Genomic DNA, 23,994 nt, shown 5'->3' with positions numbered 1-23,994 from the left:
GGTTGCGATACTGCTGGTGTATAACCGATGGAGCTACGAAGCGACGATGAACCGAACCGCCAAATACTCTGCTCCGGCCCTGGACAAGGGGCTGGATATCCTTGAGCACCTGTCCGACAACGTAGCCCCCCTGTCACAAGCGGAGATCGCTACCGGCTTGGGGCGCAGCCCCAATGAAATCTACCGGGTTCTGGTGGGGCTGGAGGCACGCGGCTATATCCTGCGGGACGAGTCCTCGGGCAAGTATCGCTTATCACTGAAGTTGTACACGCTCTCGCACACCCACTCCCCCATTGAGCAACTGACGCAGGCGGCGCAGCTTCCCATGATGGAGTTGGCCGAAACCGTGGGGCAGTCCTGCCACCTGAGCGTGCCTTATGAGGGAAAATTGATGGTGGTCAGCCAGGTAAAAAGCCCCGAGCCAGTGTCGCTCTCTATCTCCGAGGGCACCCTGTTCCCCCTCTTCTCGACGACCTCCGGGCGCGTACTGCTGGCGCACTACAGCGAGGAGCAGCTCGAAAAGCTGCTGATCGACGCCGGGCAGGAACCTCACCTCAGCGCCGAACAAAAACAGCAGCTCCTCGCCGAACTGGAGACCATCCGGCGGGACCGTTATCACTTCGCGCCCAGCGACATCACCATGGGCGTTACGGACTGTGCGGCCTTTGTGGGCATGGCGGGTTCGGGGCTGACGGCAGCGGTCGCCGCCTCGTCGCTCACCTCCACCCTCGGTCGCCACCACGACCGGGAATCCATTGTGGCGGCGGTGCTCGCCACAGCGGACAAGATCAACCAGCGGCTGGGCACCCACCGAGCCGGTTAACAGCCCCGCACCCTTATTGTACACTGACGACTGTCAACAATAAGGGTGTGCTATGTACTGCCGTCTGTTTTCTTCACTTTCAGCTTCCCTGGTTTTGCTCATGTCTATCTCGCTTATGACGGGTTGCTCTCAGGCGCCTGCACGTCCGACCTTTGCGCAGGATTTAGCGCTTCTCTCTCGCCACCAGTCCCCGGTCGTATTGGAGGATGGCCCTCGAAAAGTGATGGTTCTCGCCGAGCTACAGGGGCGGGTGATGGTGAGCACGGCCCGAGGGGACCAAGGGGAAAGCCACGGCTGGATCAACCGGGACTATTTGGCACAAGCCGAACGGGTGTCCAGTGCGGCGGTCGGCGGCGCAGACCGACTGAGCTTCGGGCCGGAAACGGGGCCCTATTCCCTGTTTTTTGAGCCGGGCGTTGAACAAACGGGGGATAACGTGCGTTTTCAACCCGCCATCTCCACGCAGCCCTATCAACTCCTCCACCGCACCGCCACGGAAGCGGTGTTCAGCCAACAGATACAGCTGGAGAACTATCAGGGGCAGGTGCTTGATCTGGACGTTAAGCGCAGTATCCACCTTCTCGATGCCTACCATATCGAAAACGCTTTGAAGGTCGAGCTTCCCCAGGGGCTGGACTACGTCGGCTTCAAAGCGCAAACGGAAATCACCAATACCGGGAGCGCCATGAGGGACGAGAACGGCCTGATCTCCCTGTGGCACCTGGGAGCCTTTGAGACCAGCCCGCACAACACCGTCGTCATTCCGACCCGAGGGCAACCGACAGGAGTCACACCCTATTTCAATGACACCCGCGCGTCTCACACGAAAGTAGTGGGCGGTACTGTGTACTACCGGGCCGACGCCCAGTACATGAATAAAATCGGCCTCCCACCCGAACATACCCTGCCCTTGATGGGCGCTTGGGACCCGGCCCTGGAGCGGCTCACGCTCGTGGTCTTTTCCTTTGACCCGGCCGCCAAACGCTACGTCAACTCCACCTGGCTGCCGGGCGCGCTGTCTTCAGAGCAAGCGCCTTATAAAGGGGATGTGATCAACGTTTTTAATGACGGCTTAATGGAGGACGGTAAACGTTTCGGCCCATTTTACGAGCTTGAATCCTCCTCCCCCGCCCTACGGCTCACACAGGGCGAAAGCGCCCACCACCAGCAGACTACCCTGCATTTTCAGGGTGATCGGCAAGCATTGAACAGGCTCGCACAAGCAACGCTGGGCGTAAGCCTGGACACCATAGAGCGCCAGTTTGCGCAGGCCGCCGATACAACCGACTAACTGACGGAGAAATAGCAATGGCCACTATTCTGATTACCGGTGCCAACCGGGGCCTCGGCCTGGGTCTGGTGCAACAATACCTCGCCCAGGGGCATCACGTACTGGCGACCCACCGCCCCGGCAGTAGCACCGAGGGCTGGAAAGGACCGGCGAAAAACGCCAGCGGGCAACTGACACCGGTCGCGCTGGACTTACAGGACGACCTATCGATTGAACAGTGCGCTCAGGGCCTTAAAGCGGTGGGCCCTATCGACATCATGATCAACAACGCCGGCACCACCAACCACCAGCCTCTGGGAAGCTGGACACGAGCCGCCTTTATCGACAGCTACCAGAGCAACGCGGTCGGGCCGGCACTGCTGATACAAGCCCTGCGGGACAACCTCGCCCAAGGAGCCCGCGTTATCCAGCTCAGCTCCGGCCTGGCGTCAATTGCGGAAAATATCGGGGCTGACGGCCCGTTTGAGGAATACGCCATGAGCAAAGTGGCGCTGAATCTGCTGACCCACAGGCTTGCGCACAAACTGGCGGAGCGCGGCATTATTACCGCGGCAATCAGTCCCGGCTGGGTCAAGACCGATATGGGAGGCAACGATGCCCCCACCTCTGTGGAACAGGCGGCGCAAGCGATCGCACAAACCATCGAACAACTGCAGCTCGAGCAATCCGGTGGCTTTTTTGACTCGGAGGGAGCGCCCATACGCTGGTAAGTCGTTCGGGCAAGCCCTTATCGCCCTCGACTGTCGCCCAAAAACCCATAAAAAGCGGCGAAAAACGCCAAAAAACGGGCTAAAATGCCAATCAAGGACCGAAAAATGTTAACTGTGAACAATTAGGCAGATTCCCCTCAACACCCTCCTTACCATGGCTCCCGAGGTGCATCGCGGCGAATGCGGTCACCTCACAGCAGCACTCCATTCACCTCACATTCTCGCAACGGTGACGCAAGGGGTAAGCGTGCGGCACCACACGCTAAGGAGCTTACAATGAAGTTGATTCACAGTGTGCGAACACCCATTGAGCTTGCGCTCAAAGGCCTGGTCACGGCGGCATTGCTCGTTGGCCTTCACAGCCCCGCTCTGGCACAGGACCAGTGCGACCTCACCTCCGAATGCCAATCCCTGTTTGGCAGTCAGGCGACCGACTGTGCCAACAGCTGGTCCTCATCAAGCGTTTGCATGTGCGGCGGCCAACGCTGCGACGAGCTGGACGATGGCGGCGACACCGATCCGGGGTCTGACAACCGGTACTCGGTGCCCGGTTATGTGCAGGCGGAGGACTACGCTCGTTTTTCCGATACCACCGCTCAAAACCTCGGCGGCGAATACCGCCAGGACGCCGTGGACATCCAAACCACCACTGACAACGGCGGCGAATACAACGTCGGCTGGATCGAAACCAACGAGTGGTTGGAATACGACCTGTCCGTACAAACGGCCGGCGCTTATGAGGCCAAGATTCGGGTCGCTTCCAACCCCGGAGGTGGCCTGTTCACCCTGGAGATCGACGGCAGCCAGCGTGCCGGCGGCATCCAGGTCAGCGCCACCGGGGGCTGGCAAAGCTGGCAGACGCTAACAGTTGACTTAGGGCAACTCTCCGCCGGCAATCACACCTTGAGGGTTCAGGTGCAATCCGGAGGCTTCAACCTCAACTGGTTTGAGCTCGCCCAAGCCGGTGGCGACAATGGCGGTGGAAGCGAAATGATTGGCCATTTCGACGCCAGCCAAGACTTGCTGTTGGCCAATTATGACCTGCGCCCGGACCCGGACGACCTCCATACCGTCGCGGCTTTTGCCACCATGTTGCACGACAGCCGTTTCCAGAACGTGAACTACCACGCCGTTGCCGGGGCCTACGGCACGCAAGGGGGTACCTACATTGAGGCGGAGCACTTGTTTAACCTGGCGTTCGGGAACAACCGCTGGTCCGATGCCCACAACAACCGCAGCGGCGCGCTAAACGAGGTCTACGGTATCGCCTCATCGGTGCTGAGTAGCGGGGGCGACATCTGGATTCAGGAGGCCGGCCAGTCCGACTTCAGCGCCGACCTGGTGCGTCGCATTCAGCAAGATATGCCGGGCATCAATACCCAGCAGCGTATCCATCTGGTTCAGCACAGCAACTGGAATCAGGACCAGACCACCAACGCTGACCTCACCTACGTTCAAAACCAGACGGATTACCGCAAAATTGACGACGGAAACTCTGTCGGCAACGGCTCCCCCGGTTTTAACAGCAAAGACACCAGCCAATGGAGTCGCGTGCTGAACGATTCGCAGGTCGGTGACATCTGGGCCGAAGCCAAACGAGTTGCGGATTACAGCATTGAACACCACCCCGGCTGGAAAAACCCCACCATTCGTGACGGCGGCATGGACTTCTCAGATACCGTGGAAGATACCTGGATCTTCGGGTTTAACCACCTGCACAACCACCAGTCATTTTTTGACGAATTTCTCTAGCCCACCATTTGCAGCGGGTGAATAACACCCGCAATGGCCCCGCTCGCTTCCGGGCGGGGCTTCCCCTCCAGAGAGCCTCTCCCCCTAGCTCGCGCCCCTTTGAGCCCCGGCGCCCGACAGCTCTAAACAGCCGCGCTCGCTGCTGCCTCTACGCTCACCCCTTGCAATTCACCCAAAACACAGACATTATTATGTTTATTGTCTACAATGATTGCACATAATTTATGACTGATAACACGCAAGAATCTTTGTTTTCCCGCCTCTTCAGTGAGCCCGGAACCGTCTATACCCGCCTGCTGGAGGACATCGCCCGGGGGGTGTTCGTGAGTGGTGACCGCCTGGTGACCACTGCTCTCGCGCAACGCTATGCCACCAGCATCAACCCGGTGCGGGAAGCCCTCAAACAACTGCAGGGCGAAGGTCTGGTGAGTTTTCAGCGCAACAGTGGCGCGCGGGTCATGCACTTCGAGTACACCACCATGCGCGACGTCTATGAACTGTTGCAGCTACTGGAACCCTATTTACTGGACTGGTTTATCGAAGAGCACACGGAAGCCCCGCTGGCCCGCCTGGAGGCTTTGCTCGAAGAGATGAAGGCGCTCACCACCAAAGACGTCGACCGGTTCAAGGAGCTGGACACCCTTTTCCACTGGGAGATGTACCGCCACCACTACAACCGGGATGTGGTCGACCTTTGGAAACGCCAGCGGCTGAGGCTGCTGGCCCTGCACGCCAACATGCCCATCAGTGGCTCGCGCATTCAAACCGCCATTGATGAGCATGAAGCCATCATTGCGCCGCTGCGTCAGCGTGACAAAACCGCAGCCCGCGCCGCATTGGTCCAACATATTCACAGCGGCGGGGACTATTGGTCCCGGCTGGTCAGGTCACACCGATGAAAATTACCGCCATCAAGCCCTACGCCTTTTGGCTGGGCTTTCGAAACGTCTGTCTGGTCAAGGTTGAAACCGACGAGGGAATTCACGGATGGGGCGAGTCCGGGCTCTCGGGTCGCGAACGGGCCGTCGTGGGAGCCATTGAGCACTTCCGGGAATTTCTGATCGGGCGGTCCGCCACCGATATCGGAGCGCTTTGGCAAGAGATGTACCGAAGCCAATATTTCGAGGGTGGACGGGTGCTCTCCGCCGCCATTTCCGCCATTGATATCGCGCTTCACGACCTGCTGGGTAAAGCCCTGAACCAACCGGTGTATCAGTTGCTTGGCGGCAAGCAGCGCGAGCGTATTCCTCTGTTTATCACCTCCACCCTGCCCTTCGGCGAGGCTTTTGTAGACGACCTTCTGCAAAAGCAGAGCGAGGGCTGGTCCGTCATCCGAGCCACCACCGGTGAACACGGCCGCCCCGGCCAGGCCACCGAGTTTGACCCGCGGCGCTCACTGGCCAGCGCGGCGCACTGGTTGACGCGCGCGAGAGAGCAACTTGGCCCCGAAACCGTGCTGGGCATTGACTACCACCACCGGCTGTCCGTGGCGGAAACCCTGTCTTTTTGTCAGCGCATGCCCACCGGCACTCTGGACTTTCTGGAAGAGCCCATTCGGGATGAAAGCCCCGCCGCCTACCAGGCTCTTCGGCAATCGGTGGATATTCCCCTGGCCATTGGTGAAGAGCTCACCAGCAAGTGGGCCTTTGCGCCCTACGTGAATCAGAACCTGACGCAGTTCGGGCGTATTGATTTGTGCAATGCCGGCGGGTTTACCGAAGCGGCCAAAATCACCGCCATGTGCGAAAGCCAGTACATCGACATGATGCCGCACAACCCGCTAAGCCCGCTGTGCACGGCCGCATCTGTTCACTACTGCGCGGCCATTCCCAACCTGGCCTGGCTGGAGCTGTCGCCCTACGACGGAGACATGAGTGAGCACGAGCGGGTTTTTGGAGCCCTACCGACCCTGAGTGACAACCACTTCACGGTCAGCGATGCCCCCGGCCTGGGTATAGACGTCGATGAGACCGCCATCCAGTCGCAACACTTTGAGTTTTGGGAACCGCCGCGTCTGATCAGACCGGACGGCTCCTACACCAACTGGTAACCCCCAATAACAACCCGGTATCCATTTTATGAGTGCATCCGAGCAACCCCACAAGCCCCGTAAAAAAGGCACCATCCTGGCGCTGATTTTCATCAGTGTGGTCATCAACTACATGGACAGGACCAATATTTCGGTGGCCGCCAGCGCCATGTCGGAAGACCTGGGACTGTCGACGGTACAGATGGGCATCTTGTTTTCCGCCTTTGCCTGGACCTACTCCATCATGCAAATACCCGGGGGCATGGTGGTCGACTTGGTAAAAACCCGCATTCTCTACCCCTTTATTCTGGTGGCCTGGTCGATGGCCACTCTTATCCAGGGGTTGGTCAGTTCAATGGCCGCCCTGGTGGGCTGTCGAATGGCCATCGGTTTTTTTGAAGCCCCCTCCTACCCCGCCAACAATAAAATTGTGACGCGCTGGTTTCCAGTGGAACAGCGAGCCAGCGCCATTGCGATTTACACCTCGGGTCAGTTCATCGGGTTGGCTTTTCTAATGCCGGTACTCGCCTTTATTCAGGACCTGTTTGGTTGGCGTGGCCTGTTTATCGTTTCGGCCCTGATCGGTTTCATTTGGGCAGCGGTCTGGTTTTTTGTGTACCGGGACCCCGACGAAAAACCGCGCGAGGCAGGAGAAAAACCGCCAGTGGCCGAACCGCAAGCCGGCCTTTCCTGGTACAACCTGAAGGTGGCGTTCTCCAACCGCAAACTGTGGGGCGTGTACATCGGTCAATTCTGCCTGGGCGGAACGCTCATCTTTTTTCTGACCTGGTTCCCGACGTACCTGAAAGAGTACCGGGGCTATGACACCCTGAATACCGGCTTTCTCGCCTCCGTGCCATTTTTGGCGGCCTTTTGTGGTGTGCTGCTCTCCGGCTTTTTCTCCGATTTAATGGTCCGCAAGGGCTTTTCCAACGAGGTTGCGCGCAAAGCCCCCATCATTGCCGGTTTGCTGCTGTCCAGCTCTGTCATGGGCGCCAACTATGCGGACAGCACCTTCTGGGTGACGTTCTTTCTCTCGCTCACTTTCTTTGGGAACGGCCTCGCCTCCATTAATTGGGTGTTTGTATCCTTGCTGGCGCCTAAAAACATGGTCGGCCTGGTGGGGGGGTGCTTCAACTTTATCGGTGCCCTCTCAGCCGTTACCGTGCCCGTGGCCATCGGCTTTCTCGCCCGCGAAGGTGACTTCCGACCGGCCCTGTTCCTGGTGACCGGTCTCGCAGTGGTCGGCCTACTCTCCTACCTGTTTTTGGTCGGCAAAGTCGAACGCATCCAACTGCAGCCCAAGCTTTCCGAGGAGTCAACGTCATGAGCTTTATGACCTTTGGCGAAATCATGTTGCGGCTGACACCCGGCCGCCATCTCGACACGCTGCCTCAAAGTCAGACACTCAATATGGATTTCGCCGGGGCGGAAAGCAACGTTGCCAGCTCCCTGGCACTGTTGGGGCACCACTGCCACATGGTCACCAAAATCCCCAACAACCCGGTCGGGGAAGCGGCAGTTACAAGCCTGCGTCGCTTCGGCATCGACACACGCCACATTCAACGGGGCGGCGAACGCCTGGGAACCTACTTCATTGAACTGGGCACCTCCATCCGCCCCTCTCGTGTTACTTACGACCGCGCTTACTCCGCTCTCGCCCAAATGGCGCCCGAAGAATTTGACTGGAATACCGTTCTCAAAGGGCAGCAATGGTTGCATTTATCGGGCATCACCCCGGCGATTTCCCCGCAATGCGCGGAGGCCACCGTCGAGGCGGCCCGCACCGCCAAGGCCATGGGCTTGTCCGTCAGTTTTGATTTGAACTTCCGGCGCACGCTGTGGGAACGCCCCGAAAAAGCACGGGACTACTTCGAGCGCATTCTCGAACACACGGACCTCGCCCTGGGCAACGCCGGCGTTATGGCCGACGTTTTTGACGAGCACTACACCGGTGACGCCCTGGCCGTTGCCACGGGGGCGGCGACCTCTCTCCGAGAGCGCTTCGGTGTCGACGCTGCCACCACCGCCAGGAATCATCACGATGCCAATCACAACACGGTGGCCGGCGTTCTGGTGTCGGACGCGGGCCAGCATCAGTCACAGCAGATCAGCGTCGGGATTCTGGACCGTCTGGGGACCGGCGATGCCTTCGCCGCCGGTGTGATTCACGGCTACCTCAATCGCTGGCCGGAACCCGCCTGTATTGAGTTTGCCGCCGCCGCTTTCGCGCTGGCCCATACCATCGCTGGCGACCAGCACTGGTGCTCGGAAGCAGAGATTCAACACATCGCCAACGGCCACCACTCCGGTCACATCATCCGCTAGCGGGAGCGCCCCATGAGAGAACACACCGTAAAACGACTGATTGCCGAGAAGCTCGTTGTGATCATCCGGGTCAAGGATCCCAACGAGATCGACGACATTGTGCAATGTATTGCCGATGGCGGAGGCGGAGCGGTGGAAATCACCAGCAATACGCCCCACTTTACCTCTGCAATTGTCCGCATCAAGCGGCGCTTCCCCCAGCTTCTGGTGGGCGCCGGCACCATTACCGACACGGCACTCGCCCAGGAAGCCATTGACGCCGGGGCTGAGTTTCTGGTCACGCCCAACACCTCCGAGTCCGTTGTGCGCACCGCACATTCGGCTCGCATTCCCGTCGTGATGGGCGCCATGACCCCCACTGAAATCCATGCTGCCCAAACCGCCAGGGCTGACATCGTCAAACTATTCCCCGCTGGGACCCTTGGCCCTGAGTATCTCGCTGCGCTTGCTCGTGGGCCTTTTTTACACACACCTTTCTTCCCCGTTGGCGGCATCGATGAAACCAACGCTCACGAATGGATGCAAACCGGCGCGATTGGTGTCGGTGTCGGGGGAAGCCTGGCTTGCCCGGTTCACACCGAACTAGAGAAAACCGAGCTCACCCGCCGAATCCGGCAGTTGATCACTGCGTTACATTCGGACAACTCTCAATAACGGAGCCTCTCATGAAAAAAACTCATATAGCTCTGGGTCTTTCACTGGCACTACTGGGCGCCTGCGAGCCTCTAGAGAAAGACCCTGTCTCACAGACAGCCGTACAAAAACCAAAGACACTGGAAACGCTGTTTGCTTTCGACAAAAGGTCCCTGCCTGACGCTCTGAGCGTGAACAACGCCTTGATAGAGTCCGTGGCCTCGCCAGACAGTGGCCGGGCAACGCGCATCCACCTGAAAGCCAAAGCGTACAAAGAGGCCGGGTTCGAGTTCACCCCAAGCACGCCGTGGGACTGGTCTTCTTACGGTCCCTTCGCACTGGCGCTGGACATTCAAAACCCACTCAATGAGTCGACCCATTTGTACGTCACCGTCACTGATGGCGAAGGGCAAACGCACAACCGCAGTTTTGCGGTGCCTGCCCTCAGTGACACTTCCTATTACATGGAGCTAAAAGGGCACGATCTCGACGTCGACTCTGGCCTGCGCGCCAACCCGCCATACTGGAAAACCGATTACACACCCATTGACTGGCGCTGGGGCACCAAGAACATCGATCTGTCCGAGGTGCAGAACGTAAGCTTTTCGGTGCGTGGTCTGCTCAGCGACCGCACGCTGATAATCGATAATATGCGCCTGCTCGCGGAGCCTGAAGTGGACTCCGACTACCTGACCGGGTTGGTGGACCGGTTTGGGCAAAACGCCAAAGTAGACTTTGAAGGCAAAATTACCGACGAATCAGAGCTGGACGAGCAACGCAAGCGCGAACAAAAAAACCTGCGGGGAAACCCTTGGCCCGAACGATCCCGCTTTGGCGGTTGGAAACAAGGGCCGCAACTCGAATCGACCGGTTACTTTAGAACGGCCAAGCACGAGGGAAAATGGTCCCTGGTGGACCCGGACGGTTACCTCTTTTTCTCCCACGGCATTGCCAATGTCCGCATGGCCAACACCTCGACCATGACCGGATATGATGTCGACCATAAATTCATTGAGCCGCGCGCCAAAGATGACTTCACTCCGGAAGACTCCAAGGGCCTCAATCAGGTAAGCGAGGAAGCGATCCCCAGTCGACATGTGAAGTCCGAATTGCGCGCCGACATGTTCCAGTGGCTGCCCAGCTACGATGAGCCGCTGGGCAAACACTTTGGGTACCGCCGCTCTGTGCACTCAGGTCCGCTGAAACAAGGGGAAACCTACAGCTTTTATCGAGCCAACCTTGAGCGCAAATACGGTGATACCCACCCCGAGGGCTTTATGGGCGCCTGGCGCGAGACGACGGTGGACCGGATGTTGAGCTGGGGATTCACCTCCTTCGGGAACTGGCTCTCCCCCGACTTTTATCAAATGGACCGCATCCCCTACTTTGCCAACGGCTGGATTATCGGCAATTTCAAGACCGTTTCCAGCGGCAATGACTACTGGAGCCCCCTGCCCGACCCGTTTGACCCCCACTTTGCCGAACGGGCCGATCAAACCCTGAAACAAGTGGCGGCAGAGGTCCAGAACAGCCAATGGTGCGTCGGGGTCTTTATCGACAACGAGAAAAGCTGGGGCTCCAGCGGCTCGGTCACCCAGCGCTATGGCCTGGTGCTGAACACACTTGAACGGGACGCACAGGAGAGCCCGACCAAGGCGGAGTTCTCCCGGCTGATGCGCGAAAAGTACCCGACCATCTCCGCGCTCAACAAGCAATGGGAAGCCGCAGTACCTGACTGGGAAGCGTTCGACCGCGGCATCACTCTTTCCCACTACCCGGACGCCCTTCAGGACGATTTGTCGACACTGCTTCATCACTACGCCAACGAGTACTTTGCAATTGTCGCGAAGGCGGTTGAGAAGCACCTGCCCAACCACCTCTACATGGGGGCACGCTTTGCGGACTGGGGGATGACCCCCGAAATTCGCGCCGCAGCCGCCACTCATGCCGACGTTATGAGCTATAACTATTATAAGGAAGGCCTTCACCCGGAGTTCTGGCAGTTCCTCGAAGAGGTCGATAAGCCCAGCATCATTGGCGAGTTCCATATGGGCGCCTCGGACAGCGGACTGTTCAACCCCGGCCTGGTGCACACAACGTCTCAATCCGACCGAGCGGCCACCTATAAGGCCTACATGAACAGCGTGCTCGAGAACCCCTATTTCGTGGGGGCCCACTGGTTTCAATACCTGGACTCCCCTCTGACAGGGCGTGCGTACGACGGAGAGAACTACAACGTCGGCTTTGTCAGCGTCACCGATCGCCCCTACCCGGAAATGATCGAGGCCGCGAAGGCATTTAACAAACGGTTGTATGAGGTCCGTTATGGCAAGCCGTAGCGGGCCTGGCCATCGAGGAACCCCCTTCCCAGCCCAATTTGAGCCGAGGGAATGAATAAAGGATGCGCCCAGAATTTTTGTATACAATTTTCTATTGACAATAGACTTGCAGAGTAGGAGTATGGGATTTGTGGTGTAGTCCACCGCTCAGCGACACGGGGCTCACGAAGAAGCCCCACAACCAATAAAAGCAATGAGTCGAAGGCCGTTCAAAGTAATTGCCTTGGACCACAACCCATCATCAGGAGAGCTTGGTATGGCTAAAACCCCTTTCAAATACGGGGCGCTATCCGCCGCGATTATGGCGGCCACTAGCGTCAGCTCGTTTGCCCAAGAGGGTAACGACACCCAGTTGCTCGAAGAGGTCGTAGTGACCGGCATTCGCCAGTCCTTGACCAACGCAATGGACATCAAGCGCGACGCCTCCGGCGTTGTCGACGCCATTTCTGCCGAAGACATCGGTAAATTCCCGGACACCAACCTGGCCGAGTCCCTTCAGCGGGTCACCGGGGTATCAATCGACCGCTCCAACAACGAAGGAAACCAGGTCACCGTACGGGGCTTTGGGCCCTCATTTAACCTGGTTACCATGAACGGTCGCCAAATGCCCAACTCCAACGCCCTGCTGGAGCGCGGCATCACCCGCAGCTTTAACTTTAAAGAGCTGGCCGCCGAGAGCGTCTCGCGGGTAGAAGTGTACAAAACCGGCAAGGCAGCGCAGCCCTCTGGTGGTATTGGTGCGACCATCAACGTTATGACAGCCCGTCCTTTTGACTTTGACGGCTTCACCGCCGCTGGCAGCCTCAAGGGCGTGATGGACACCAGCAACGAAGTCGGCGATGACATCACTCCGGAAGTCTCTGGCATGATCAGCCATACCTTTGCGGATGGGATGTTTGGTGCATTGTTGTCCTTCTCCCACGCCGAGCGCGATAGCCGTTCCGAGCGGGTTGGCACCCAGGGCTGGGTTCCGAACCACGGCAGTGCCGACACAGACGCGATCGATACCAACTTGAACCCGGAACGCCAGCATTGGGCGCCGTACACCTTTGATATGGACGTGTCCGATCACTCCCGTGAGCGCCAGAACGGGCAACTGGTTCTACAGTACGCCCCGAATGACGACGTTACCGCTACTCTGGATTACGTCGCCTCGCGCTACGAAGAAGAAATCGCCATGAACCGGACGAGCTTCTGGTTCGACAACCCCAATGGCACCGCCGATAGCAACGGTACTGTTATCAATCCCCGCAACCTGAACGACGAGCTGAACTTCTGGGCCTGGGATTACTACTTCAACACTGAAAACGACTCTGTGGGCCTGAACGTCGACTGGCAAGTCAACGACACGTTGAACCTCGCGTTCGACGTACACAACTCTACATCCGAGTCGCAGCCTGATGGCGCACCGTCTGAAACCATCGCCAACCTGAAGAACCCGCGCGTCGATAACGTCGGCCAGGTGGACATTGGTCTGGATGTTGAAGGGGACGGCGTTCCTTCCGTATTCGTCGACGGTTCCGACCTGCCGGGTGGTGACCCCTTCGACCCGGATAACATTGCCTCCGACCTGTTCCAGGAACGTGGCTACGAGATTACCAATGAAATCACCCAGGCTCAGTTCGACGGCACTTGGGAAAACGCCGAAAACGGCGCGCTTCGGGAAATCCGGTTCGGCCTTGCCACGACTGACTATGAAGTTGACACTCGCCGAAGCCAGTCTTTCGGCCTGGTAGACTTGGACCTGTCCACGTTGGACCTGTCCTTTACCCCGCGCGGTGACTTCGCCGACGAAATCGATGGTTCCAACGACCTGTTCCCCTCGTTGGTACAGTATGACGCTGGCCAATTCCTGGATCTGGTGCAGGACCAAGGTGCCTACTTCACCGACCCGGGCACCTTCAACAGTGTGTCCGAAGAAACCGTAGCGGCCTATGTCGCCTTTGACTTTGAAACTGAGTTCAACGACATCCCCATCAGCATCAATACTGGCGTACGGATGGAAGAAACCGACGTAACCGCCTCTTCCATTCAGAACGGCATCATCGCCCTGAATTACTTCAACCTCGAAGAGCTGCGGCCGGTATACACCGAAGATGCCACCGTAGAGACCCTCGAAGGGGGCTACACTCGCTTCCTTCCCAACCTGGACGTGAAGGCCGAATTCTCTCAGGATCTCGTAGGCCGTTTCTCCTACAGCCGCACCATTGCACGGGCCGACATTTCCGCCATGTTCCCGGCAACACAGTTTGGCATCGCTCGCCCCGGTGGCCCATTCACCATCAGCCAGGGTAACCCCAACCTGTTGCCGTACGAGTCGGAAAACCTGGACTTGTCGCTGGAGTGGTACTACGGTGAAGGGAGCTACGCCTCCGTCGGTTACTTCAAGAAATACGTCGAGAACTTTATCGGCTCGACCACTGAAGACCGTATCTTGGAAGACGTCAACGGTCAGCCTTTGACAGACCCCAGCATCGATCCGCACCCGGATTGCCCGCATCCGCAGGGTGAACCCGTGGATGAGTGTCTCTCCGACTCGGATGATCCGGTTATTACCTGGGAAGCATCCACACCGGGTAACCAGGACGACGCAGAGGTCAGTGGCTGGGAGATCAACGTCCAGCATATGTTTGACGATACCGGCTTCGGCGTTATAGCCAATGCCACCATGGTCGACGGTGATGTTAACTACGACGTATACGACTTTGACTCGGCGTTCGCCCTCACCGGCCTGAGTGACTCGGCCAACCTGATTGGTTTCTATGAAAAAGACGCTTTCCAGGTTCGTCTGTCCTACAACTGGCGGGATGACTTCCTGCTCAGCATAGGCCAGCCGCAGGTCGCCACCGAGCCGACGTTTACCGAAGCCTACGGCCAGTGGGACCTTAACGCCAGTTACGATATCACCGACAGCGTCTCGGTCTTCCTCGAAGGCTTGAACATCACCGAGGAAACCGTTCGTCGCCATGGCCGTTTCAGCAACCAGCTGGTATCCGCAGAGCAGTACGGTGCCCGCTACAACATTGGCATTCGTGCCAAGTTCTAAACGACTGCTTTACCGCTAACGGTTAAGCACCATCAGGGAAGGCCGTCACATGTGTGGCGGCCTTTCTCTATCACGCCAATAAGAACAGGCCTCTCCATTTGACGAGGAGGACATCAGGTGGTCAAACCAGTTACCTCAGTGGTTATTGTCGGTGGTGGCACCGCGGGGTGGATTACCGCTGGCACCCTGGCAGCCAGAGTCTCCAAGCAAGGGCACTCGCCCACCATCACGCTCATCGAGTCACCCAACGTCCCCACCGTCGGTGTCGGCGAAGGCACTTGGCCCACCATGCGCTCGACGCTCAGAAAAATGGGCATTCGCGAAACCGACTTCATTTGCCGATGTCACGCCTCATTCAAACAGGGCGCCAAATTTTCCCGATGGGCGACCGGCAAAGACGACGATTTTTACTACCATCCACTGGTGCAACCCCACCAGTTTTCTCAACTGAATCTTGCGCCGTATTGGCAAGCCGAGCGGCAGCAGGCCTCGTTCTCACAGGCGGTATGCCCGCAGGAGGCCCTGTGCGAACATGGGCTCGCGCCCAAACTGATCACCACCCCCGAGTATGATGCGGTGGCAAACTACGCCTACCACCTGGACGCCGGCGCTTTTTCCGAGTTTCTCAAAGAGCACTGCACTCAAAACCTGGGCGTGCGTCACCTGCAGGCCGACGTTTCCGGCGTGGAGTCCGCCGCCAACGGGGACATCAAGGCCGTCCTGACCGAGCAGGAAGGACCGGTGGAAGGCGACCTGTTTATCGACTGCACCGGGTTCAAATCCCTTCTGCTGGGCGGGCATTTCCAGGTCCCCTTTCGCTCCTGCAAAGACGTGCTCTTTATTGACCGCGCGATAGCCGCTCATGTGCCCTACCCGGAAGAGCAAAGCCCGATTGCATCACACACCATTTCCACGGCCCAGGATGCCGGTTGGATCTGGGACATCGGCCTCTCATCCCGGCGCGGCGTCGGTCATGTGTACTCCAGCGCTCACACTTCGGAAGAGCACGCCTACGAGCAACTGAAGCAGTATCTCGCCTCCAGCGTTAACGACCCCGAGGCGCTAAAATTCCGCACCATTGATATCGAGCCCGGACACCGGGAACGGTTTTGGGTCAACAACTGCCTGGCCATCGGGCTCTCCGCCGGGTTTCTCGAGCCACTCGAAGCCTCCGCTCTGGTCCTTGTCGAAATATCCGCGGCCATGCTGGCCGAGCAGTTTCCCGACAACCGCGACACCATGGATGTCGTCGCCCGGCGTTTTAACCGTACCTTTCAATATCGCTGGGACCGCATCATTGACTTTCTCAAGCTTCACTACAGCCTGAGCCAACGCACGGACAGCGATTTCTGGCTCGATAACCGACACCCGGACACCATCCCCGAGAGCCTGAAGGAATTGACTGAACTCTGGCGTTATCACCCGCCCTGGCATCATGATTTTGAACACGCTGTGGAGGTGTTCCCCGCCGCCAGCTACCAGTACGTGCTCTACGGCATGGGCTTTGAAACCCGCCCCACCCGAGCACACCACATTGATGAAAACCGGGAACGAGCGTTGGAGGCGTTTCGGGCGAATCAGCGAGCCATTGAGCAATTGACCCAGGCCCTGCCCTCAACCCGCACCCTGATCAACAAAATCCACGAGTTCGGGCTGCAAAAAGTGTGACCGAACCCAATGCCTTCAGATAAAAGAAGAGGACAAGCCTGTGCCAACCCCAGAAATACTTGATCCCAAAAAACATAAAGACCTACGAGTAACCACCGAGCGCGGCGCCCAGTACGGGGAAAATATACACCTTAGCCCCGTGGTCGCCGATGAGCTGCGCAAGCTGGTGCTCGAATACGCTGTTTTTCTCGCCAAGGACCCGGACACCGGGCGCTTTGGCCTCTACGCCCTATTGGGGTTTGAGCCTAATGAAAACCTTTACTTGAACGGCTCTACCTGGAACGCCAGTTACGTACCACTTCATATCCGACGACAACCCTTTCTGACCGGAACCACCAACAAAACCAAAAGCGACACCCAAGAAGGCCCTGGCGCTCTCGTGGCCATTGATGTCGACAGCCCCCGCGTGAACCGGGAAAGTGGCGAAAAACTGTTTGAAGAGGACGGCTCGCAAACCGCCTTTCTCGGGGAAGTGATTCGCACCCTGTCACAGATGATGTCGGGCCAAGCCTCGACCCAGGTATTTATCGACCAGCTTGTGGAGCAGGACCTGATCGAACCCGCAAAGCTCGACATTCAGTTTTCCGAGCGGGAGCGTCGACAATACAGCGGACTGTACACGATCAAGGAGGAACGTCTGAGTGCGCTGCCCGACGCGACGCTCGCGCGGTGGAGCGAAAAAGGCTATCTGCAGGCCAGCTACCTTCTCTGCTTTTCTCTTGGTCACATTCAACGCTTAGTCGATCAGGTGAACCGTGGTGACTCATAGAACTGCTCAGTGGATAGCAACCGGCGAGTACTCGGCTCTCACTATCTTTCGAAAAGGGGCGGCGTTTGCGTTACTGACCGCTCTGATTGGCTGCTCCCCGATTGCGGAAAAATCCCAGGCGCCCTCGCCAACGCCAGAGCACACCACGCCGGCGACAACTCGAATTGACATCCTGGATGAAAGCGCCAGAGCGCTGCTCAACCCCGACACGCCCGTGGAAACCCTCGCGAGTGGATTCGAGTGGACCGAGGGGCCGCTTTGGATCGAAGATGGCCAGTATTTGCTGTTCTCTGATATTCCAAACAACCGAATTCTTAAGTACCGCGAGAGCGGAGGAGTCCAACCTTATCTGGAACCGTCGGGTGCAACCGGTTTGCAGCCACACGACTACACCGGCGGCTCCAACGGTCTGTTGCTCAACGACAACCAGTACTTGATTCTTCTGCAGCAGGGGGACCGGCGTGTCGCCCGGATGAGGGCCCCTGTAAGCGAGCCGTCCCCCCAGTTCGAGACACTCGCGGCGCAGTACCAAGGGCAGCGATTAAACAGCCCCAACGATGGCGTGTTTAATAGCAGCGGAGACCTTTATTTCACCGACCCCGCCTATGGCTTGAATGGCGGGCTTGATGATCCCCAAAAAGAACTCGGCTTTCAAGGCATTTACCGCTTGAGTGCTTCGGGTTCCCTGCGCCTTTTGGACGACACTGTGGTACACCCAAACGGTATCGCCCTATCACCGGATCAGAAAACACTCTACGTGGGCGTATCCTCGAAAAACCACCCTCGCTGGCTCGCCTACGATGTGACCGCTTCCGGTGATATAACCCAGAAACGGATTCTCTACGACGCCTCCTGGACCAAGGGCAAACCCGACTATGCAGGCGTTCCCGACGGGATGGCGGTTCACTCCAGTGGCTACATTTTTGCCACCGGTCCGGGCGGTGTCTGGGTTTTTACGCCCAAAGGCGAGCCAATCGCGAGAATTTTTACCGGGCGGCTCACCGCCAACTGTGCACTGAACGCTGACGAAACGCAGCTGTACATCACCGCACACGACACTCTGATGCGGGTCTCGCTCAAGCGAGCGCCGTAGTCCTATTCCCAAACACGACAACATCATAACGAGGAGCAAAGCCATGCCATCAAAAGCCTCGATTGGAACCGCCCTGGCCTTGGGCCTGACGCTGGGAGTCGGTACGGGATGCGCCCCCACCCAGGACACCGCCGACGATACCCAACGTCCCTTTACCCCCTTGCAGTCCATCGCTGACTTCAACGCCACTCCCCCATCTGCACTTTATGAGGACTCAGAGGGCACCCGCAGCGAGCTTCACTCCACCGACAGTGGCGAGCAGCAGCTTCACATCCGCTTTTCGCCAAAGGTTTACAAGGCGGCAGTCACCTTACGCCCCGAAAACCTGTGGGACTGGAGCGACTTCAACGATTTCCACCTCGCTATGGATGCCCACAACCCGGGGAATGAATCCGTCCAGCTATGGTTGGGAATTACCGATGCCTCAGGCGCCGTGCGCCGCCAAAGCGTGAACCTGGCCGCCGGTGAATCGGGAACCTACTACGTCGTACTCAACGGCCCGTTCAATCAACTCGACAGTGGCCTGCGGGAAAATCCCCCACCCTGGGACGCCGATGAAATGTTCTATTGGCGCCACGGCACCAAAGACCTTGACCTGAGTCAGATTCAAAAAATCACCTTGTTTGTCGAGGGCAACCTCACCGAAAAAGTAATCACCGTGGATGACATTCGGTTGCGTCAGAACCCGGCGTACTCATCCTCTCACATCCAGCAGTTTGTGGACCGCTTTGGACAGAATGCGACCGTCGACTATCCGATCAAAATTCACAGTGAATCCGAGTTGAAGCGCGCCGCTAAACGTGAACTCGAAGCGCTGGAGAGCAATGGCCCCATGGCCGACCGCTCTCGCTTTGGCGGCTGGAAGGACGGCCCCCGCTATGAGGCCACCGGTTATTTCCGCACCAAGAAGGTGGATGGAAAGTGGTGGTTGGTTGACCCGGAGGGTTATCTGTTTTTCTCCAACGGCCTGGCCAATGTTCGTATGGCCAACCTCACCACGTTGACCGGAGTGGACTTTCGCGACCCTTCCGTGCGCGAGGTGGACCCCGACGAAGTCACCCCAGAGGACTCAATCGGGATCGTTGAACTCTCCGATGAGGTTCGCCAAACCCGCTATGTGGCGTCGTCGCTGCGCCACGACATGTTCAACTGGTTGCCGGAATACGATCACCCACTCTCCGACCACTACAGCTACCGTCGGTCGGTTCACAAAGGGCCGATGCCGTCCGGCGAGACCTTCAGCTTCTATCGCGCCAACCTGGAGCGTCGCTACGGAGAGCAGGCCTCGGAGTCCTACGTCAGACAATGGGAAGACGTCACCCTGGACCGAATGCAAAGCTGGGGCTTTACGTCTATGGGTAACTGGGTTGATCCGGCGTTTTACCCCAACGAACAAGTGCCCTACTTTGCCAACGGCTGGATTATCGGGGACTTTGCCACGCTAAGTTCCAAGCACGATGTATGGGCGCCCATGCCCGACCCGTTTGACCCGGAGTTCGTCCGTCGAGCAAAGGTGACGATTGATGTGATCGCGGAGGAAACTCAGGGCTCTCCCTGGTGTATCGGCGTGTTCATTGACAATGAAAAAAGCTGGGGACGCCCCGAAGGTTCTGTTTCCGAACGCTACGGCATTATTCTTGATGCCCTGTCACAACCCGCCGCCCAAAGCCCCGCAAAACAGGCGTTTACCCGACACCTGAAAAAGACCTACAAAAGCATTGCTCAGTTGAATGAGCGCTGGGGCACCTCACTGGCGAGCTGGGACGCCCTGGCGGAAAAAAGCTACGCCCCGAGCACTCATACCGACGCCGCTGTTGAGGACTATTCAACCCTGTTGGCGCTGCTTTCCGAAGAGTACTTTCGCGTGGTGCACAACACGCTGGAAGCCGCACTTCCAAATCATCTCTATATGGGCGTTCGAATGGCGAGCTGGGGGATGCCGGACGAAACGGTTGAGGCCTCTATCAAGTACTCAGACGTCCTGAGCTTCAATATTTATGACGAGGGTGTTCAGCCCCACGCCTGGGACTTTCTCAATGAGATCGACCTTCCCAGCATTATTGGTGAATTTCATATCGGGGCGACTCGTGGCAGCGGCCTCCTTCATCCGGGGCTGGTTATGGCGGATGACCTGGCGGACCGGGCCGAAATGTACAAGCGATATATGGAGAGTGTCGCAGCCCACGACACCATGGTCGGAGCGCACTGGTTTCAGTACGTCGACTCTCCGATCACCGGCCGCGCCTTCGATGGCGAAAACTATAACGTGGGTTTCGTCTCGGTCACCGACATTCCGTACCCCAACATGGTTGAGGCCGCTCGCTCTTTCAACAAAACCCTCTACCCCAAGCGATTCAACGACCAATAAACCCACGACTCAGCCCCTGCCGTCAGGGGCTGAGCTTTCGATCTACAGACTCGGGCTGAACCGGATGGCTCACAGGAATCTCTGTAGATTGTTAACAATCGTACCAACATGAGGTATGATGCGATGTTAGCGCGACGCTTTACGGGCCCTGAGACCGTCTTTGACGTGGCCTCTGGGCCCGTAAAGCCAACATTATAGTAATAAGATGGTACTTTTTTATGGCAAGTTATCGCTCATCCGCATTACGTTACGCGATCATCGTCGCCCTGGGTGGTTTCATCTTCGGCCTCGACGCTGCCCTGATTTCCGGGACGGTCCGGTTTATCACCACCGAGTTTGGGCTGTCCGATATGCAGGTCGGCGCCGTAGTAGCGGCCCCCGGTTTCGGGGTCATCTTCGCCCTCCTGGCTACGGGGCACATCTGTAACAAGTTGGGGCGAAAAAAAGCGCTGATTATCATCGCCGCCCTGTATCTTGTGTCCGCCGTCTCTTCGGTGATTGCCCCCAATTTTGAAGCACTGGTCGCCGCCCGTTTTCTCGGGGGCCTGGCGTTTACCTCGCTGTCCGTCGCCTCCATGTACATCGGGGAAGTCGCCCCCGCCAATATGCGCGGAAAGCTGGTATCCATGAACCAGATCAACATCGTTCTGGGCCTCTCAGCCGCCTACTTTGCCAACTACACCATCTTGCAGGCCTCAAACTCCGGCGCAGAATGGGTCGAGAGTGTTGGCTTGGCAACATATACCTGGCGCTGGATGCTGGGTGTTGAAATCGTTCCCGCCGCCATCTGGCTGGTTCTGCTGCTCACAGTGCCCGAAAGCCCTCGCTGGCTGATCCTGGAAGGCCGGAAGGATGAGGCCAAAACCGTCATGCGCACGGTTATGCCCGAAGAAGAGATTGACCCGCAAATCAAAAGTATTGAGGAAAGCGCCCACCACGGCCATAAGGACCGGTCGTTGAAAGCGCAAATTGCTGACCTCTTTGACCGTCGCATCCGCGCGGCCATGCTGCTCGGGTTTACCGTGGCATTCCTCCAGCCGATTACCGGCATTAATGCCATCATGTTTTATGCCCCCACCGTTTTCGAACAAGTGGGCATCGGCACCGATGCGGCCTTTATGCAGTCGGTAATTGTCGGCTTGGTCAGCGTTGTTTCCACCGCCATCGCATTGCTGCTGATCGATCGCCTCGGGCGTCGCCCGCTGATGCTGGTGGGCCTCGGCGCTGCCGCTGCAAGCCTCTTTGCATGTGCCTGGGGCTTTTACAACGCCACCTACCTGCTTGACTCCGCCGCCATCAACAGCCTGGCGGGGTCGTTTGATGCATCGTCGCTCCAGCCCTTGGCCAACATCGAGTTCACCAGCGACGTTGCCTTCAAAAACGCCGCTCGCGAAGCTTTGGGGATGGAGGTCGTACGGGCCAACGAAAGCACATTGCTAGAACAAGCCATCCGAATCGACGCGGCTCTGGTGTTATTAGCCATTACCGGGTTTATCGCCGCTTTTCACCTGTCTATCGGACCGATCATGTGGGTGCTGTTTTCCGAAATATTTCCCATTCACGTGCGCGGTATCGCTATTCCCTGCTTTGCCCTAGTTACCAGCATTGTGAACTATATGGTACAGCAACTGTTTTTGTGGCAATTGAACAATATGGGCGCCGGCAAAATCTTTTTGTTCTACGCAATATGCATCACCATCGGCGTTATCATCATTGCCCGTCTTATGCCGGAAACCAAAAACAAGTCCATCGAGGAAATCGAAGCCTCGCTAAGCAAACCCTGAATCGCGCTTTTAAGGGCGGCCGTCAGGTCGCCCCCCCCCCTCCGCATTTCCCAGCACCAACACTGCATCGTCTGCTTTTACGTCCGACGCCTCCCGTTTTTACTTTTCAGGCAGGCAAAAAAAAGCCACAACCTGCACGGCGGCTGTGACTAAAGAGAGTGAGAGAGTTCACTCGTGGATGCATTAGACCCAATGGTCTCGAAATCAATACCCAGAGATTGTGGAACCTCTGGATTCCGCTCGGGAGAATAAGCGGAATCTACCAGTTGCTTTTTGCAAAAAGCAACTGGCTTCCAACAACTTAATTCTGGCATCACCCCGCCATTATGTCAACTGTTTTTTGTAAACAACTTTCAAAAAAGGTACTTTTTGTTTACAATAGACAAAAATATTGAGGAGCAACCTATGCCAGACATCGCTATTCTTGGGGAGTGCATGTTAGAGATGGCCCCCACCGGACAGAGCAATTGTTTTCAGCAAAATTTCGCTGGTGACGTATACAGTGTAGCTGTCTACATGGCCCGACACAGCAACTCCAAAGTCAGGGTGCGGTTACTGACTGCCGTTGGAGAGGACGCCATTAGTCTACAGTTCCGTGAAGCTCTGAGGGAGGAGAGAATAGACAGCACCCATATACTAACCCACCCCAGTCGACACATGGGGCTCTACATGGTAAAAAACGAAGCCGACGGCGAAAGGCACTTCACTTACTGGCGAGGCGAATCGGCTGCAAAAGATTTCTTCAAAATCACCGATAGTTACGAAATTAACCCGCCAGACTATTTCTTTATCTCGGGTATTTCCCTTGCTATCTATGACGAACCCAGCCTCTTTAACCTTAAAAGCTGGCTGAAGTATCTCAAAGACCGAGGAACAACTATCGTATTCGACCCCAATTACCGACCCGCTTTATGGAGTTCAACAGCGGCGACCCTGGAAGTGTACGCGTGGGCTTTCTCCCTATGCGACATTGCGCTGCCTGGCATTGAAGACATGGTCCAGCTTTATGGCACCGAAACACCGGACGAGGTATTCGGCTTGCTAAAGAACTACGACATTGGCACTACGATCATCAAAAACGGGGCGCAACCTATCTGGTATGCGACTTCTGAGGAGACCGGCCAGGTTGCCGTCACCCCCTGCCCCAATGTGGTGGACACTACCGCCGCCGGGGACTCATTCAATGCCGCTTTTCTGGCGGCCCGGCTATCGGGAGATTCGCTGACCGCCAGCATCGAAGCAGGCTCGGCATTAGCGAGTAAAGTCATTCAGCACCGGGGGGCCATTCTGCCCAGGCAGCACCCATGATCGCCCCCATCTCAACAATTTTCTACGACAAGCGGTAACCGATATGTCAGAAC

At 57.4% G+C, this 23,994-nt stretch carries 17 protein-coding genes; all 17 read left to right on the top strand.

What is annotated here, in order from left to right:
• Positions 1-46 precede the first annotated feature (46 nt).
• Entirely contained in the window at positions 47-823 is a 777-nt protein-coding gene (locus G547_RS0112795) for an IclR family transcriptional regulator (RefSeq protein ID WP_027330202.1), read from the top strand.
• A gap of 100 nt (positions 824-923) precedes the next feature.
• Complete coding sequence (locus tag G547_RS0112790) at positions 924-2,114, top strand: DUF6786 family protein (RefSeq protein ID WP_157209873.1); 1,191 nt, start codon at positions 924-926, stop codon at positions 2,112-2,114.
• Between the two features lie 17 nt (positions 2,115-2,131).
• Positions 2,132-2,824, top strand: coding sequence for an SDR family NAD(P)-dependent oxidoreductase (locus tag G547_RS0112785; RefSeq protein ID WP_036188496.1), 693 nt, complete (start codon positions 2,132-2,134; stop codon positions 2,822-2,824).
• A gap of 276 nt (positions 2,825-3,100) precedes the next feature.
• Positions 3,101-4,576, top strand: a complete 1,476-nt coding sequence (locus tag G547_RS0112780) for a carbohydrate-binding protein (protein WP_084645988.1) — start codon at positions 3,101-3,103, stop codon at positions 4,574-4,576.
• A gap of 224 nt (positions 4,577-4,800) precedes the next feature.
• A complete protein-coding gene (locus G547_RS0112775; protein ID WP_027330198.1) occupies positions 4,801-5,475 on the top strand; it encodes a GntR family transcriptional regulator in 675 nt (224 codons plus the stop codon).
• Positions 5,472-6,626 carry a mandelate racemase/muconate lactonizing enzyme family protein gene (locus tag G547_RS0112770; RefSeq protein ID WP_027330197.1) on the top strand — a complete coding sequence of 385 codons (1,155 nt, stop codon included), beginning with the start codon at positions 5,472-5,474 and terminating at the stop codon, positions 6,624-6,626. The genes G547_RS0112775 and G547_RS0112770 overlap by 4 nt, the downstream gene beginning before the upstream one ends.
• 28 nt (positions 6,627-6,654) lie before the next feature.
• A complete protein-coding gene (locus tag G547_RS0112765; protein WP_027330196.1) occupies positions 6,655-7,935 on the top strand; it encodes an MFS transporter in 1,281 nt (426 codons plus the stop codon).
• Positions 7,932-8,933 carry a sugar kinase gene (locus tag G547_RS0112760; protein WP_027330195.1) on the top strand — a complete coding sequence of 334 codons (1,002 nt, stop codon included), beginning with the start codon at positions 7,932-7,934 and terminating at the stop codon, positions 8,931-8,933. The genes G547_RS0112765 and G547_RS0112760 overlap by 4 nt, the downstream gene beginning before the upstream one ends.
• A gap of 12 nt (positions 8,934-8,945) precedes the next feature.
• Entirely contained in the window at positions 8,946-9,587 is a 642-nt protein-coding gene (locus G547_RS0112755; RefSeq protein ID WP_027330194.1) for a bifunctional 4-hydroxy-2-oxoglutarate aldolase/2-dehydro-3-deoxy-phosphogluconate aldolase, read from the top strand.
• A gap of 11 nt (positions 9,588-9,598) precedes the next feature.
• On the top strand, positions 9,599-11,905 hold the full coding sequence (locus G547_RS0112750; protein ID WP_157209872.1) for an agarase: 2,307 nt from the start codon (positions 9,599-9,601) through the stop codon (positions 11,903-11,905).
• A 256-nt stretch (positions 11,906-12,161) separates the two neighbouring features.
• The gene (locus G547_RS0112745; RefSeq protein ID WP_027330192.1) at positions 12,162-14,951 is read left to right on the top strand and encodes a TonB-dependent receptor; all 2,790 of its coding nucleotides are present in this window, start codon (positions 12,162-12,164) and stop codon (positions 14,949-14,951) included.
• A 117-nt stretch (positions 14,952-15,068) separates the two neighbouring features.
• Positions 15,069-16,619 carry a tryptophan halogenase family protein gene (locus G547_RS0112740; protein ID WP_027330191.1) on the top strand — a complete coding sequence of 517 codons (1,551 nt, stop codon included), beginning with the start codon at positions 15,069-15,071 and terminating at the stop codon, positions 16,617-16,619.
• A gap of 40 nt (positions 16,620-16,659) precedes the next feature.
• Positions 16,660-17,388: a SapC family protein gene (locus G547_RS0112735; protein WP_027330190.1), complete on the top strand. Its 729-nt coding sequence runs from the start codon at positions 16,660-16,662 to the stop codon at positions 17,386-17,388.
• The gene (locus G547_RS0112730) at positions 17,378-18,481 is read left to right on the top strand and encodes an SMP-30/gluconolactonase/LRE family protein (RefSeq protein ID WP_245573478.1); all 1,104 of its coding nucleotides are present in this window, start codon (positions 17,378-17,380) and stop codon (positions 18,479-18,481) included. The genes G547_RS0112735 and G547_RS0112730 overlap by 11 nt, the downstream gene beginning before the upstream one ends.
• 43 nt (positions 18,482-18,524) lie before the next feature.
• Positions 18,525-20,849 (top strand): beta-galactosidase, encoded by a 2,325-nt coding sequence (locus tag G547_RS21355; protein ID WP_036188492.1) that lies wholly within the window; start codon positions 18,525-18,527, stop codon positions 20,847-20,849.
• Positions 20,850-21,067: 218 nt separating this feature from the next.
• A complete protein-coding gene (locus tag G547_RS0112720) occupies positions 21,068-22,633 on the top strand; it encodes a sugar porter family MFS transporter (RefSeq protein ID WP_027330188.1) in 1,566 nt (521 codons plus the stop codon).
• Positions 22,634-23,038: 405 nt separating this feature from the next.
• Entirely contained in the window at positions 23,039-23,941 is a 903-nt protein-coding gene (locus G547_RS0112715; RefSeq protein WP_027330187.1) for a sugar kinase, read from the top strand.
• The last annotated feature ends 53 nt before the right edge of the window (positions 23,942-23,994 follow it).

Origin of the sequence: Marinimicrobium agarilyticum DSM 16975 (assembly GCF_000423345.1) — a bacterium.
GTDB classification, from domain to species: Bacteria; Pseudomonadota; Gammaproteobacteria; order Pseudomonadales; family Cellvibrionaceae; genus Marinimicrobium; species Marinimicrobium agarilyticum.
Note: the sequence above shows the minus strand (reverse complement) of the source record. Positions and strands in the feature narration are given on the sequence as shown.